Below are 14642 nucleotides of genomic sequence, written 5' to 3'. Positions count from 1 at the left end.
TAACACCGTTTTTTGTATGAGGATCCTGCATGACCCGCTCACAACATCCGTTAGGCGTTAGCTTCGAATTTTTTCCGCCCGGCACCGCCGTCGGTCGGGACAGGCTGGTGCAGGCGCGCGATGCCCTGGCGGCCCGGCAGCCACGTTTTTTCTCCGTCACCTACGGTGCCGGCGGTTCAACGCAGCAGCGCACCCGAGAGGCCGTCGGCGTCGTAGGCGAAAGCGGCATTACCACCGCCCCGCACCTGTCGTGCATCGGCAGTGAAAAAGCCCAGCTGCGCGATCTGCTCGCCCAGTACCGGGAAGAAGGCATTGACAGCCTGGTGGCCCTGCGCGGGGACATGCCCTCGGGCATGGCCAGCATCGGCGAGCTGCGCTATGCCAACGAGCTGGTGGCGTTTATTCGCGAAGAAACCGGTGATCATTTCGAGATCGCCGTGGCGGCCTACCCGGAATCTCATCCACAGGCGCCCAATCTGGATCGGGATGTGGAAAACTTTGCCCGCAAGATGCACGCCGGCGCCGATATGGCGATTACCCAGTACTTTTTCACCGCCGAGGCGTACTTCCATTTCGTCGACAAGGCCCGGGCGCTGGGCGTGGACAAGCCGATCATTCCCGGCATCATGCCCATCGTCAATTACACCAAACTGGCGCGCTTTTCCGACGCCTGCGGTGCCGAGATTCCGCGCTGGATTCGCAAGCAGCTGGAAAGCTACGGCGACGACAGCGAAGCCATCGGCGAATTTGGTACCGAGGTGGTCACCAGGCTGTGCCAGCAGCTGCTCGACGGCGGCGCGCCGGGACTGCATTTTTATACCCTGAACCAGTCGGCGCCGGTGCTGAAGATCGTCGATAACCTCAAGGCGTAACCTCAAGGCGTACACCTCGAAAGCCGTTTTCACGCCATATATAAGACAAAACCCCCGCTTTATCTCGTAAAGCGGGGTTTTGCTGTCGGTCAGCGAGAAGTGCCGCCACGCCCTAGCCGGCGGTCACCGCGTTACCGTCATCGCGGTGCCGGCGCTGCATGATGAACAGGCCCGCCCCCAGCGCCAGCCCGATCACGTCGGTATACAGACCGCCGTAGATCATGCACACCGCGCCAACCAGCATGGCCAGGCGCTGCCAGACCTTGACCGGGCCGAAAAACCACGCCTGTACCATGCCCGAGAGCAAAACGATGCCAAGCGTTGCGGTAACGCCCACGCGCAGTACCTGCAGCAGCGAGCCTTCCATCAGCATCGCCGGGCTGTAGAAGAACATGAACGGCACGATAAAGGCGGCCAGGCCGATCTTGAACGAGGCCATTGATGTGCCCATGGCGTTGTCGCCAGAGATGCCCGCCGCAGCGTAGGAGGCCAGCGCTACCGGTGGCGTGATCGCCGAGACCACGGCAAAGTAGAAAACGAAGAAGTGTGCGATCAGCGGATCAATGCCCAGATCCACCAGGCCCGGCGCTACCACCGAGGCGGCCACGGCGTAGGCGGCGGTGGTGGGCATGCCCATGCCCAGCAGAATGGAAATGCACATGGCAAACAAAAGCGCCAGCAGCTGGCTGAAGCCGGCAAGACCCAGCAGCAGCGACGAGAAGCGCGCGCCCACCCCGGTCAGCGAGATGACGCCGACGATAATCCCCGCGCAGGCGCACACGGCGATGATCTGAATGGCCATGGTGCCGGCCAGCTGCAGCGCCCGAAGAATGGCGGTAATGCCCATCTTGTTGGGCGAAATCCAGCTCACCACGGCGGCGGATGCGGTGGCGAGCGTCCCGGCGCGGATTACCGAATAGCCCATGAACAGCGCCACAATCAGGATGACGATCGGCGCGAACAGATAAACCTGCTTGATCAGGCGGCGAAACTGCGGAATTTCTTCCTTGCGCATGCCGCGCATGCCCTTGCGCGCTGCCTCGAAATCCACCATGCAGTAGACCGAGAGAAAGTACAGCGCCGCCGGAATGATCGCGGCGATGGCAATTTCGGTGTAGGGAATGCCGGTAATTTCCGCCATGATGAACGCACCGGCGCCCATGATCGGCGGCATGATCTGCCCGCCGGTGGAGGCGGCGGCCTCGATGGCGCCGGCGCTGCGAGCCGGGTAGCCGACCTTTTTCATCAGCGGAATGGTCAGCGAGCCGGTGGAGACCACGTTGCCCGCGGAGGTGCCGTTGATCATGCCCATCAGCCCCGAGGCAAAGATGGAAACCTTGGCCGGACCGCCCCGGGCACGGCCGGCCGCGGCAAAGGCAAAGTTGACGAAGTAGTCGCCTACCTTGGAGGCCTGCAGAAAGGCGGCGAAGATAATAAACAGAATAATGTAGGTCGACGATACCGCCGTGGTCGGCCCAAGAATGCCGATGTCGGTGTAGACCTGGCTGAAAAAGCGCTGCAGCGACAGCCCCGGGTAGCTCAAAAAGCCCGGTAGATAAGGGCCGATGAACACATAGCCCAGAAAAACGGCGGCGATAACCACAAGCGCCAGCCCGGCGACCCGGCGCGTGAGCTCAAGGATCAAAAGCGAGCCGGCAATGGCCGCCCAGGTAATCCCCGGCGGGGCAAAGGAGGTGCCGGTGGTCATGCGGATGTTGGTGCCGTAGACCAAAATCAGATAGCCCGCGCTTGCCAGCGCGCACACCGCCAGCGCCAGATCGGGCGGGCTCAGGCGGCCGCGCGTCTGCCGGTAAAACCAGCTCAGCACGATGCCCCCGGCGCTGGCCGCCATCAGCGGCAGGCCGAAGTGAAAGGTTTCCACGCCGGGGTCGATGCGCATTGCGCCGCCGCCAAGCGTTTGGTACATGAAAAAAACCTGTACCAGGGCATAGGCGGCGGGCAGCAGCAGCGCCAGGCTTGCCCCTTTCAGCCAGCCCGGAGAGGTCTCGCGCTCGCTTTCGGCAAAGGCGGTGCCGGCGTAAAGGCCGTAGCCCAGCACCAGCGCCCCGGCGATGTGGATGATGCGATAGGTCCAGGTTTCCAGCGGATAGATATTCAGCGAAATCAGATGGAACAGCGAGTAGGCAATGGCCAGGGCGGTGACGACCCACAGCGGCCAGCCGGTAAAAAGGCGGCGATTCGCCTCTACCATGTCCTCATCGACGCCGTCGGCGATGGTCTCGGGCGATGTTACAGCGGTGCTATCGTCACTTTGGTGATTGGCGTTGTGACTCATGCGTCACCCTCAATTGTAGTACGAACGGAAGGGGTGAAAGCGGTACGCTGCCCCGTCCGGCATTGCCGGCACGGGGCAGCGGTCGCCGAGTGCGGATCAGCGGGTCAGTTCGGGATCGATGTCGTAGCCGTTTTCCTCGTACCAGCGGGCCGCACCCGGATGGAAAGGCAGCACGGTGTTGTGCTTGATATTCTCCGGCACGGTGGTTTCGGCGCTGCGATGGATCGAGCGCATCTTGTCGTTGTTTTCCATGGTCCGCTTGGTGACTTCGTAGATGAAGTCGTCTGGCATATCGCAGCCGGTGATGGCGAAATTCCACATGGAGACCACCCGCGAGTCCTGCTCAAGGGTCGAGTAGGTGCTGGCGGGAATCATGAATTCCGCTACTGGGAAGTTGGCCAGCACGGTATCGATCTCGTCTTCGGTGAACTCAATGATGTTGACGTCGGTTTGCACTTCAAGCTGGCTGACTGCAGGAATCGGAATGCCCGCGGCAAAGGCAATCACGTCAAGCAGGCCGTCCTGCAGCTGGCCGCCAAGGTCGGTCCAGCCGCCGTTGCGCCGGTCAAACTCCACGCCCAGCGTTTTGAGAATCTCGGGAAAGTAGGTGTCCGAGGTGGAGGCGGCCGGACCAAAGCCGATGCGCGCGCCGTCGGGAATGTCGGAAATGGACTCGATGCCCGAGCCTTCCAGTGCGGTGATGGAAAACGGCGTTTCGTACATGGGGAACATGGCGCAGACGTTGTCCATTTTAACCCCGGGGGCCAGCGGGCTTTCGCCGTTAATCGCGTCGGCCGCCGGGCCCATGGTGGTCAGGCCAAAGGCAGCGTCGCCGTTGTGGACCAGTGCCAGGTTTTGCGTCGGGCCGCCGGTGACCTCGCCGCCGCCGGAAATACCCAGCTCATCGGCAATAAAGTTGGCCCAGCCTGAGCCGTACACGTAATAGGTGCCGCCCTGGCTTGCGGTACCCACGGTGAAGCTGTCCGGCCAGTCGGCCTTGTCAGCCTGAGCGCCGGCGGCAAAAAAAGCGCTTCCGGCAAGAAGCAGGGCGGTGGTGGTGGTTGTGCGCATTGTCATCCCCATGTGCTGATGCATCGCTGGTTGTTGTGTTGGGTCGGCGTGCCCGACGCCGCGGCGTCGATCAACCGGCACGCTTCCAATTTATTGCAAGCCCTGTGCCGTTTTTGGATGACATCAAATAAATCAGCTTCTTATCCGTTTTTGACGGCAAGGCGTGACAAAGGCGACGCCTGCGTGCCTTGGAGGGGTGTGGGGAAAAGCGCACAGCGACAGCCGGCGCCTGTGCGGAAAACCACACAGGCGCCGGTCGTTATAAGGCAGGCGTGTCGGCTAAGAGGGCGGCTTGCCCGGATCGAGAATGCGAACCGGCACCACTTCGTCCTGATGTTTTTGTTCGTCGCGCACTGCGTTGACCCGGGTCGTGAGTTCCTCGGCGGATGTCTCGTCAATGGGCAGCTGCTCGAAAAAGTCGCAGTGGACGCACTCGCGATAGCGAACGCCGTTTTGCTCCCAGGCGCGGATGCGATCCATAGCGGCACAGCGCGGGCAGACGACCCCGGCGATAAAGCGTTTGACCGATGACATGCGTGTCTCCTGCGTGGCGTCCCGGCGCGGCGCCTTGCCACGCCGGGATGGAAATCGTATCAGGCCGCTTCAATGCCGCTGTGGCGCAAAAGCGGCTTGACGCTTGGCTTACGTCCGCGAAACGCCTCGAACAGCTCGGCGGCGTCGCGCGCACCGCCCTGTTCGAGGATTTCCGAGCGAAAGCGATTGCCCGTCTCGGCGTCAAAGGTGCCGGCCTGTTCAAAGGCGCTCCAGGCATCGGCGGAGAGCACCTCGGCCCATTTGTAGCTGTAGTAGCCCGCCGCGTAGCCGCCGGCAAAGATATGCGCAAAGCCGTTCTGAAAGCGGTTGAACGAGGCTTGGGGCGTCACGGCAACGCGCATGCGCACGTCGTCCAGCAGCGCCTGAATGTCGGCGGCGCTGGGGGCCTGGTACTCCACGTGCAGGCGCAGGTCAAACAGTGAAAACTCCAGCTGGCGCACCATGCCCATGGCCGACTGGAAGTTCTTGGCACCCTGCAGACGCTCAAACAGCGCCTCGGGTAGCGGCTCGCCGGTGTCCACGTGGGCGGCGATCAGGTCGAGCCCTTCACGCTCCCAGCAGAAGTTTTCCATGAACTGGCTGGGCAGCTCAACGGCGTCCCAGGCGACCCCGTTGATGCCGGAAATATCGGCGATGCTTTGCTTGGTGAGCATATGGTGCAGGCCGTGGCCGAACTCGTGGAACAGCGTGATGACCTCGTCGTGGGTCAAAAGCGCCGGGCGCTCGTCCACCGGCGGGGTGAAGTTGCAGGTCAAAAACGCCACCGGCAGCTGCAGGCCGTCGGCGGTCTGGCGGCGTACTCGGCAGTCGGCCATCCACGCGCCGCCGCGCTTGCCTTCCCGGGCGTAGAGGTCGAGGTAGAAACCGGCAATCGGCGTGTCGTTTTCAACGATCTGGAAATAGCGCACGTCGTCGTGGTAGCGCGGCACGTCGGTATTTTCTACAAAGCGCAGCCCGTAAAGGCGTTCGACCACCTTGAACAGGCCGTCGATGACCTGCGGCGCGGGGAAGTAGGGGCGCAGCTGCTCGTCAGAAATGGCGTGGCGCTTTTCGCGCAGTTTTTCGCTGGCGTAGGCGATATCCCAGGGCTGCAGACGGTCGAGTTCCAGCTCGCTGCGGGCGAAGCTTTCCAGCGCTGAAAACTCCCGCTGCGCCTGGGGAACGGCGCGGCTGGCCAGATCGTCCAGAAAAGTCTGTACCTGCGCCGGCGAGTCGGCCATCTTGGTGGCAAGCGACAGGTCTGCGTAGGTGTCAAAGCCCAGCAGCTCGGCCATTTCGTGGCGCAGGGCAAGGATTTCTTCCATGATCGGGGCGTTGTCGAACTTGCCGGCCTGAGGGCCCTGATCTGAGGCGCGAGTCGTAAAAGCGGTGTAGACCTCCTCGCGCAGCTCCCGGCTGTCGGCGTAGCTGATCACCGGGAAAAAGCAGGGGAAGTCCAGGGTAATGCGGTAGCCGTCCACGCCCTTGGCCTCGGCGGTGGCCTTGAGCGTATCCAGCGCGCTCTGGGGCACGCCGGCAAGCGTTTCGGCGTCGTCAATATCCTTGTGCCAGGCCTGGGTGGCGTCCAGTACGTTGTTGGAATACCGGTTGGACAGCTCGGAAAGCCGCGCCTGAATCTCGCCGTAGCGGGCTTTTTGCGCCTCGGGCAGCGCTACGCCGGCCAGCCGGAAATCGCGCAGGGTGTTCTCCACGGTACGGCGCTGGGCGGCATCCAGCGCTTCCCACTCGGGGCCGTCGCGCAGCGCCTGCCAGGCGTGGAACAGCCCGGCGTGCTGGCCGACCCAGGTGCTGAACTCGGAAAGTTTGGCGATACAGGCCTGATACGCTTCGCGCAGTTCGGGCGTGTTCATGGTGGCGTTGAGGTGCGAGACCGGCGCCCAGGCCTTGGCGAGCCGGTCGTTGACCGCTTCCAGCGGCGCGGCAAAGTTGTCCCAGGTGGGGGGCGTTTCCTGCGCCTGGCGGGCCAGCTCTTCAACGGCGTCGCGGGTTTCGTCGATCAGCTGGCGGATGGCGGGTTCGACGTGTTCGGCACGGATATCGCCGAACGGCGGTAATGCGTGCGTGGCAAGCAGGGGATTGGCGGACATAGCGACCTCGGTTGGGCGCGGCGACAAGGGTGCGATCCGCCGCCGCGAAAATAAGCGTTACCTGACAAAATGTGGGCGAGCCGGGCGTGTTTCAATGCCTGCGTTTGGCCCCGGGCAGGGCGCCTGCTAGGCTTGCGGACCTGCCTTGCGGCCGGTGGCATTGCGGCTGCGCCGCCGGGCGCTACGATTCACGAGTCATTGATGAAGCGAGAACACAGCAATGAGCGAGACGCTTGAGCGCTGGGGGTCAAAGCGTGCCTTTATTCTGGCGGTGACCGGGGCCGCTGTAGGGCTGGGTAATATCTGGCGCTTTCCGTATATCGCCGGGGAAAACGGCGGCGCGGCGTTTTTGCTGGTTTATGTGGCCTTTGTGCTGCTGCTGGGCATCCCGGTGATGATGGCGGAGATTCTTATCGGCCGCGCCGGGCGGCGCGGCCCCATGGGCTCGCTGGGTTCGCTGGCCGCCCAGGCCGGCGCGTCGTGCCACTGGCGCTGGCTGGGGCTGTTCGGCGCGCTGACGGTGTTTTGCATTCTGTCGTTTTATTCGGTGGTGTCGGGCTGGTCCATCGAGTTTTTGCTGGCTTCCCTCAGCGGCCGGTTCAGCGGCGCGACGGCGGCGGAAGTGGGCGCGGGGTTTGAGGCGTTTCTGGCAAGCCCCGGGCTTTTGGTGCTCAACCATACGCTGTTTTTGCTGCTGGTCATGGGAGTGGTCGCGGCAGGCGTGGCCAAGGGGCTGGAGCGGCTGAACAACCTGCTGATGCCGCTTTTATACCTGCTGCTGATCTTGCTGGCCGTTTACGCGGCGACCACGGAGGGCTTTAGCACTGCGCTGGTTTGGCTGTTCAAGCCGTCGTTTGCCGCCATTACGCTGGACGTTGTCGTCCATGCCATGGGGCACGCGTTCTTTACGCTGGCGGTGGGCGCCTGCGCGCTGATGGCTTACGGCGCCTATATGCCCGATGAACAAAGCCTGCCCAAGGCGGCAGTAACGGTAGCGGTACTGGATATCAGCGTGGCGCTTTTGGCAGGGATCGCGATTTTTTCGGTGGTGTTTGCCCAAGGGCTGAACCCGGCCGACGGCCCGGGGCTGATGTTTGTCACCCTGCCCATCGCCTTTGCCGAACTGCCCGGCGGGGCCTACTGGCTGGCGGTATTTTTCCTGCTGCTGCTGCTGGCGACCTGGACGTCGGCGATCAACCTGGCCGAGCCCATGGTGGCGACGCTCCAGGGGGCGGGGTTCGGCCGCCGGCGGGCCACTTTGCTGGTCGGGCTGGGGGTTTGGCTTTTGGGGCTTTTGTCGGCGCTTTCGTTCTCTACGCTGGCGGACTTTCGCCCGCTGCTGGGGCGCAACGTGTTTGAGCTGGTCAGCAGCGTTCCACCGGATATTTTCCTGCCGCTGGGCGGCGTGCTGACGGCGATTTTTGCCGCCTGGATCATGCCCCGGGCGGCAGCGCATCGGGCGCTGGGCACCGGCGAACGCGGCTTTGCGCTGTGGCAGGGCGTGGTACGCTGGGTGGCGATTCCGCTAACGTTTGTGGTGCTGCTCAGCGCTTTTCTTTGAACGCTGTGACGCATGCGGAGGCTGATGCCGTTATTTTTGGAACCAATGCCGTTAGTCGAGGAGAAGACATGACCGCTGCCGTTCGTTCGTTTCAAGGCTTGACACCGCGTTTGGGCGCGCGGGTTTACGTAGACCCGGCCAGTGTCGTCATCGGCGATGTTGTGCTGGGAGATGACTGCTCGGTATGGCCGACGTCGGTGATTCGCGGCGATATGCATCGTATCCGCATTGGCGCGCGAGTCAGCGTGCAGGACGGCAGCGTGCTGCACATCACCCATAAAAGCGACTTCAACCCCGAAGGCTTCCCCCTGACCGTGGGCGACGACGTGACCGTGGGCCACCGCGCAATTCTGCACGGGGCCACCCTGGGCAGCCGTATTCTGGTAGGCATGGGGGCTATCGTGATGGACGGGGCGACGGTGGAAGACGAGGTGATCATTGCCGCCGGCGCGGTGGTAACGCCGGGAAAAACGCTGGAAAGCGGCTACGTATACGCCGGCAACCCGGCCCGGCCAATGCGCCCGCTCAAGGATAGCGAGCGGGCCTTTTTTGCCTACACCGCGGGAAACTACGTTCATCTCAAGGATCAGTTCCTGGCAGAGCGCTGAGCGCGGCACGGGCCTTAAGCACGTCCCTGCGTTCGGTTCTCGATGAAGTGGGAATTCTCTTCATGATGCGCGAAAGCCCGAAGGGAGGGGAGCAGTCAATTCCCGGCATTCAACGCAACAACGACTGCTACGCCACTGTGATCAAGCTGATGCTGCGCACTCAAAATCCGTACAGCCTGCGCCGCGTGCTGGCGCACGCGCACATAGGCAACGTCCAGACACAAGAAAGGGGCCCGAAGGCCCCTGTTCATGCGGTTTTGGAACGTTGTGGTGCTTCCTGAAACCTGATGTTGGTGGAGGCGGCGTCCAACTAATTGTGCCTTTAAATATTTGTTTTTAAATATTTTTTGCGGGGATATTTTTGTTTATGCCCCCTGATATGCCCCCGCAGCTTTTTGCTACAAAATTGGGGTTCAAGTTGTGATGGATAGAATGTTGGCTCGGCTCTGGATGCGATAGGTATTATAGATAAGACCGGTTTTGAACCGATGACCTTCGGATTATCAGTGCTATCGCAGTTAGTCATGGACATGCAGCCCAACCCGGCAGCATTCTGGCAGGCACATCTTTTGTGCCGACATTGGTGGTTAGTCCCGTGGTGTAGTGGTCCATGGTAAGTGCCTGATCCAAAATATTCGTGCATAATGGGTGCCCAAATTTCTGACAAAAAGCGGACAGAATAATGGCAAGGCGCTTCGTCGAATCACTATCTGAATCTGAACTGCACACGCTGCTTTCTGCTTATCACCATGGTGAGAAGTGCGCTCTGCGCCGTCGTGCCCATGCTATTTTGCTGAGTGATCAGGGTCATACAATCAACCAAATCAGTGAGATACTGCAGGTTCGCCGTGATGCCGTATCCATATGGCTCAAGAAGTGGGAAGTGTCGGGCCTCGACGGGTTGATCGACAAGCCACGGAGTGGACGCACACCGGCCCTAGATGATGCGGACCATCAGCGGCTACAGGAGCTGGTCGCTGAGCAACCCCATCAGCTTCGCTCCTTGCATGCCCGCTTTCAGGAAGAAACGGGGAAAATTGTTAGCCTGATCACGCTTCGTAGAGCGCTAAAAAAAACGGTTTCAGCTTCAAACGGATCCGGCATTCGCTGAAGGAACGGCGCAACGAAACGGATTTCCGCAACACCCAAGGCCTCATCAAGGTACTTCAGCAATGGGAAGATCTCGGTGACCATGAGCTCTACTATTTTGATGAATCAGGCTTTTCACAGTCGTCGTCAGTCCCTTACGCCTGGAGCCCTGTCGGCGAACCATGTGAGATAACGGCCTACTCACATAGCCGAAGGCTGAACGTGCTGGGATTCCTCAGCCGAGCGGGGAAATTGGTTTATCACACGACGACTGAGTCGGTCACCACGCAAATTGTTATCGAGGCGTTCGATCAGTTTGTGGCGCAGAAAGATCCCGATACCTTTGCTGTCGTGGTGCTTGATAACGCCAGCATGCATCGCTCCAAGGCCTTCAGGCGGAAGATACTTGAGTGGATGTCGCATCGCGTGCACCTGGTTTACCTATCGGCTTACTCACCAGAGCTGAACTTGATTGAGATACTGTGGCGGCAAATGAAGTATGCATGGTTGCCGCTGGGAGCCTATCTCTCTTTTGATCGCCTCTGTGATGAGGTACACCGCCTACTTGGTGGTTATGGCACTGAATACGCGATTAATTTTGAATAAGCACTTACGTCATTATATACATCTCTAATCCGACAATATATGTCGCGTAACCCGTTTTAGCTTCCGGCAGGGGGAGGTGTATGGCTTCCTGTACCCGCACCCGCTTGGGTATCGTAGGGCCTTGTGCTGCTCACGCCTGAAAAAACGGAGACACCATGGCCGCGATTTACCCTCGTCTAAGCGATGCCGAGCTTGATGCCTTGCCTTCCCGAGCGGAGGCACGGATTTACCGTGCGCTACGCGAGCTGGAATTCCCCGGACTGGAGGTGATGCACGGCTTGGCAACTCAAACCCGCAACGACAAGGGCACTTGGGTGGGCGAGGTGGATTTTTTGCTGTTTCATCCGCAGTACGGCATCCAACTGTGGGAAGTGAAGGGCGGCGGCGTGTGGCTGGACGGCGAAGGCCAGTGGTGGAGCGAAGGTAATCACGCCACGCACAAACTGACGACCACGCCGCTGGAGCAGTTGAAAAAACAGACTGGCAGCCTGGTGCAAGCTATCAACCACGTACTGCCCGGCACGAAATTGCCCATTGCGCCGGTGCTGGTATTGCCGGATACCCGTGAGTGGCAGGGCACCTTTCCTGAGCTCACGTTGAATCGCGAGCATTTGCTGCTCAAGGGAGATTTGGCTCAGCTGACCGCCGAGCAGCTGATCGCACGGTTTGAAAACACCGCCTGGGCCGGTAAAACGGCGCTGAATGCGCTGCCGCTGAGCAAGCAGCAGGCGACGATTATCCAGCATCACTTGTTGCGCCCGGCCTGTGCGCTAACGTCGAGTGTGGCCGAGCAAGCTCGCGATGTAGAAGACGCGCTGTTTCGGTTGAGTGAAGAGCAACGCTGGGTACTGCGCCTGCTGGAGCATATTCCGCGCATGGCGATTTACGGCGGTGCCGGCACCGGTAAGAGCGTGCTGGCACGAATGCGAGCCGAGCAGCTGGCGCGTGAGGGGCAAAATGTACTGCTGCTGTGCTTTAACATCGCGCTGGCCGAATCTCACCGTGCTTCCATGGCGGACAGCCAGTTGGAAACCATCGAAGTAGCGACCTTTCATGAGCTCTGCCAACACCGAGCTGGCGCCGCTGGCCTTGACTGGCTCGTCCCTGAAGATCCGCGTGAGCTGGGACGCTTTTATAACGAAACCGCACCGGATTTACTCATCGAAGCGTTGCAGCAGTCACCGGAAAGCTGGGATGCGCTGGTGGTGGATGAAGCCCAGGACTATGTGCCCGACTGGTGGCTGCCGCTCCATGAAATGCTCAAGGAAGACGCCAGCGTAACGCTACTCGCGGACCCGGAGCAGAACCTCTACGCCCGCGACTATCAACTGCCGGCCGACGTGTTTGACGGCATGGTGCCGTACCCGTTCACGCTGCATCGCAACTACCGCAACGCCTATGAAATTGCTTGCTGGCTCAAAGAGCGTCACGCCGCGGCCGCGGAGCCTGGCGAGCACCTGCCCACCAGCGAAAACGCCGTAAGCGTTCAGCGCTGGCAGAAGCCTGAAGACCAGTGGCCGCTGCTGGAAAGCGCCTTGACTGAGCTGGAAAATGACGGTTTTACGCCCGCGGATATGCTGCTGCTGACTCCGTTCAAGGTAGCTAATAGCCAACCGCTGCAGACGCTTGCTGCCGAAAAGCCCCGCTATGCCGAGCGTATGTTCAACGTCGCCGCCGTCAAAGGACTGGAGGCCGCAGTGGTGATACTGGTAGACATTGGTGCCAGCAGCTGGGCGGCAAACCCCAAGCTTGAATATGTCGGCGCTTCGCGGGCGCGGGTTAAGGTTTTGGTGCTGGCTAAAGGCTAAAGTGGTTCGAAATCAGAACGTAGCTGGTGGCTAAACCATTTTGCACTGGATATTCCAAACTCAGGGGTGACAGTCACCACAGCCAGGGAAATACCGATATATGCGCGGTTTATCATCCTGTTTACATAAACGCTGGCGGCCGTTGCTCGGCATGCTGATAGCGGCTGGGGTGCTGGTTGGCTGGCAGCTATTGCCAGAGGGGCCGGCGGGTACACTGTTTTGGCCGCTGTGGGCAGCGACTGCTCAGGTGATGTTTATCGGTGCGCTGGAGTCGACCAGGCTGCGGCGTCATGCCTGGCTGGGGCAGTATATAAAGCGGGAGTCACCTTGGCATCGCCGGCTTGGAGGCGGCGTTTTTATGGCGGTACGAGCCCAACTGGCGAGTATTTTGCTGGCGCTGATACTGCTGGTGGGGCTGCGTAGGCTGGATGAAGTCGATATGGCTTTGCTGGTGTTGGTTACAGGGCTGTTTGGTGTGTGTCAGCGTCGTCTGAATGTACGATTTTGGCCGCATATCATAGAAACGTATCGCCCAGCGCTGGTGCGGCGCTTTAGCGTGCTGTGCATAGCAGCTTTTTTGTCGCTGGGGTTTATGCTGAGCCGGCTATGGCAGCCTCAACCTTATTTGGTGGATATCGCTTGGCAGTCGGCGGTGCAGATGCATATCCCGGCGGGTGCCGGCCATACCTTGCTGGGCAGTTTAGAGCGGCTGGCCAGCGCTTTTGAACTCACTGGTTTTTGGCTGATGCAAAATGCGTTGGCTCGTCTTGAGCTTGATCATGGTGTCGCGGTGCTTGCCTGGGCAATATTGCTGCTGATGCAGGCGACGTTAGCCTGGTCATATGCACGATTGCTGGCGGGGATAGCGGCGTTACGCCATCATTTCAGCGGGCGTGGCAAACACGATATTAGCCGCTGAACTCAGAGGGTGGCGCGATATGAAACAGTCTGTGGTTTCTTCTCCAGCTATGGTTGACGTGGCTGTGCGGCAGCCTCCGCTTTATGGAGTATTGTTGGGGCTGGTGCTGCTGGCCATATTATTGGCAGTTGGCTTGGGGCATAACGGCATGCGCCAAAGCGACAACGACGCGGTACGATTTATCATTCATGGCGAGCCTATGGTGCTGGATGCTACTGAGCAAGCCGATCTGCAAGGCGTTTTAGGTCAGCGGTTGGGCGAACTCGAGAGCACCCTGCAGAGCAGTACGCAAGAGTGGCAGGATGCGGAGCTGGAGAAGCTGGAAGCTGACTATCATGCGGCGGTCGATGGGTACTTGGACTGGTATTTTTCTGCAACCGCTACTTATACCCGGCTGGGCATTGCATTGACAGGTGACTTGGATGAGTGGATGCATGAACAGCTTGAAGAGCGCCTCGTCCGTAAAGTTGCTCTTGAAGCCTCTTTAACCGAGATGAGCCGGCAGCATCATGCCATCGTGACAAACGCAGAGCAGCAGTGGCAGCAGAATACCTTGGTGGGTTTGCAAGAGCGCTATGCGCCCGAGAGTAGCGGAGCGCTGGAAGGTGTATCCACGGAAGACGATGCCATGCCCACCACCGTGAACCTGGATCAGATAATTCAGCGCAAACAAAGCCAGCCAGACATATCAGCTGCGCTACAGCCACATAGCGCAAGCGTAGTACCGGCAAGTATCGCTACGGGCTTTACCGCCAAACGCTTGGTGGCCGGCAAGGCCATGCAGCGTGTGCGTCAGCAGCTGATTAAATTTGCCGCTAGGGTTGGCATTCAAGTCACTCGTTCTTCAGCCGCGGGAGCCGGTACGTCGTTTGTTGGTACGCCTATTGTCGGCATCGTGGTGACGACTGTGGGCATAGCGGCGACAGTCGGTACCGAATATATTGCGCTTCAGCGTGCAGAGGCGAAGCATCGCCCGGCCATGGAAGCGGAGCTCCACGATAGCTGGGGCAATTTAGAAGCGCAGATACGCCAAGCATTTCAAGCGCAAGAGCAGGCTAGGGCAAAGGCGCTTCGGGAGCGTCTGGAGCAACAGGCCGAAGAGGCTAGGAAGCAAAGCGGTTTGCCAGACACGTATCGAATTTTGGGTTAGTCGCGGCATAGCTGTTGGCT

At 60.2% G+C, this 14642-nt stretch carries 12 protein-coding genes; 8 read left to right on the top strand and 4 right to left on the bottom strand.

Going from position 1 to position 14642, the window contains the following annotated elements:
* Positions 1-29: 29 nt before the first annotated feature.
* Positions 30-872 carry a methylenetetrahydrofolate reductase [NAD(P)H] gene (gene metF / locus ACZ415_RS03785; RefSeq protein WP_344703505.1) on the top strand — a complete coding sequence of 281 codons (843 nt, stop codon included), beginning with the start codon at positions 30-32 and terminating at the stop codon, positions 870-872.
* A gap of 112 nt (positions 873-984) precedes the next feature.
* Here the strand turns inward: metF and ACZ415_RS03780 are convergent, their stop codons facing one another.
* The 4 genes from ACZ415_RS03780 to prlC form a co-directional block, all read right to left on the bottom strand.
* Positions 985-3168: a TRAP transporter permease gene (locus tag ACZ415_RS03780; RefSeq protein ID WP_344703507.1), complete on the bottom strand. Its 2184-nt coding sequence runs from the start codon at positions 3166-3168 to the stop codon at positions 985-987.
* Between the two features lie 96 nt (positions 3169-3264).
* Entirely contained in the window at positions 3265-4239 is a 975-nt protein-coding gene (locus tag ACZ415_RS03775; RefSeq protein ID WP_425552734.1) for a TAXI family TRAP transporter solute-binding subunit, read from the bottom strand.
* Positions 4240-4518: 279 nt separating this feature from the next.
* Positions 4519-4773, bottom strand: a complete 255-nt coding sequence (locus ACZ415_RS03770; RefSeq protein WP_344703511.1) for a YheV family putative zinc ribbon protein — start codon at positions 4771-4773, stop codon at positions 4519-4521.
* A 59-nt stretch (positions 4774-4832) separates the two neighbouring features.
* A complete protein-coding gene (gene prlC / locus ACZ415_RS03765) occupies positions 4833-6881 on the bottom strand; it encodes an oligopeptidase A (RefSeq protein ID WP_344703513.1) in 2049 nt (682 codons plus the stop codon).
* A gap of 220 nt (positions 6882-7101) precedes the next feature.
* Here prlC and ACZ415_RS03760 point away from each other — a divergent pair, with 220 nt between their 5' ends.
* From ACZ415_RS03760 to ACZ415_RS03730, 7 genes are all read left to right on the top strand, one after another.
* The gene (locus ACZ415_RS03760) at positions 7102-8442 is read left to right on the top strand and encodes a sodium-dependent transporter (protein WP_344703515.1); all 1341 of its coding nucleotides are present in this window, start codon (positions 7102-7104) and stop codon (positions 8440-8442) included.
* Between the two features lie 68 nt (positions 8443-8510).
* On the top strand, positions 8511-9050 hold the full coding sequence (locus ACZ415_RS03755; RefSeq protein ID WP_344703517.1) for a gamma carbonic anhydrase family protein: 540 nt from the start codon (positions 8511-8513) through the stop codon (positions 9048-9050).
* A gap of 62 nt (positions 9051-9112) precedes the next feature.
* Entirely contained in the window at positions 9113-9331 is a 219-nt protein-coding gene (locus tag ACZ415_RS03750; RefSeq protein ID WP_344703519.1) for a hypothetical protein, read from the top strand.
* Between the two features lie 401 nt (positions 9332-9732).
* A protein-coding gene (locus ACZ415_RS03745; protein ID WP_464387722.1) for an IS630 family transposase occupies positions 9733-10745 on the top strand; the annotation gives its coding sequence in 2 pieces (ribosomal slippage) (positions 9733-10117 and positions 10117-10745; 1014 coding nt in all).
* Between the two features lie 155 nt (positions 10746-10900).
* Complete coding sequence (locus tag ACZ415_RS03740) at positions 10901-12553, top strand: AAA family ATPase (RefSeq protein WP_344703226.1); 1653 nt, start codon at positions 10901-10903, stop codon at positions 12551-12553.
* Positions 12554-12653: 100 nt separating this feature from the next.
* Positions 12654-13472: a hypothetical protein gene (locus ACZ415_RS03735; protein ID WP_344703228.1), complete on the top strand. Its 819-nt coding sequence runs from the start codon at positions 12654-12656 to the stop codon at positions 13470-13472.
* Positions 13473-13491: 19 nt separating this feature from the next.
* Positions 13492-14622, top strand: coding sequence for a hypothetical protein (locus tag ACZ415_RS03730; RefSeq protein WP_344703230.1), 1131 nt, complete (start codon positions 13492-13494; stop codon positions 14620-14622).
* Positions 14623-14642: the final 20 nt, after the last annotated feature.

The organism is Halomonas cibimaris (genome assembly GCF_055379665.1).
Note: the sequence above shows the minus strand (reverse complement) of the source record. Positions and strands in the feature narration are given on the sequence as shown.

Coding starts and splice junctions, on each gene's coding strand:
- metF (WP_344703505.1), top strand. CDS start 30: ATGACCCGCTCACAACATCCGTTAGGCGTTAGCTTCGAATTTTTTCCG.
- ACZ415_RS03780 (WP_344703507.1), bottom strand. CDS start 3,168: ATGAGTCACAACGCCAATCACCAAAGTGACGATAGCACCGCTGTAACA.
- ACZ415_RS03775 (WP_425552734.1), bottom strand. CDS start 4,239: ATGCGCACAACCACCACCACCGCCCTGCTTCTTGCCGGAAGCGCTTTT.
- ACZ415_RS03770 (WP_344703511.1), bottom strand. CDS start 4,773: ATGTCATCGGTCAAACGCTTTATCGCCGGGGTCGTCTGCCCGCGCTGT.
- prlC (WP_344703513.1), bottom strand. CDS start 6,881: ATGTCCGCCAATCCCCTGCTTGCCACGCACGCATTACCGCCGTTCGGC.
- ACZ415_RS03760 (WP_344703515.1), top strand. CDS start 7,102: ATGAGCGAGACGCTTGAGCGCTGGGGGTCAAAGCGTGCCTTTATTCTG.
- ACZ415_RS03755 (WP_344703517.1), top strand. CDS start 8,511: ATGACCGCTGCCGTTCGTTCGTTTCAAGGCTTGACACCGCGTTTGGGC.
- ACZ415_RS03750 (WP_344703519.1), top strand. CDS start 9,113: ATGATGCGCGAAAGCCCGAAGGGAGGGGAGCAGTCAATTCCCGGCATT.
- ACZ415_RS03740 (WP_344703226.1), top strand. CDS start 10,901: ATGGCCGCGATTTACCCTCGTCTAAGCGATGCCGAGCTTGATGCCTTG.
- ACZ415_RS03735 (WP_344703228.1), top strand. CDS start 12,654: ATGCGCGGTTTATCATCCTGTTTACATAAACGCTGGCGGCCGTTGCTC.
- ACZ415_RS03730 (WP_344703230.1), top strand. CDS start 13,492: ATGAAACAGTCTGTGGTTTCTTCTCCAGCTATGGTTGACGTGGCTGTG.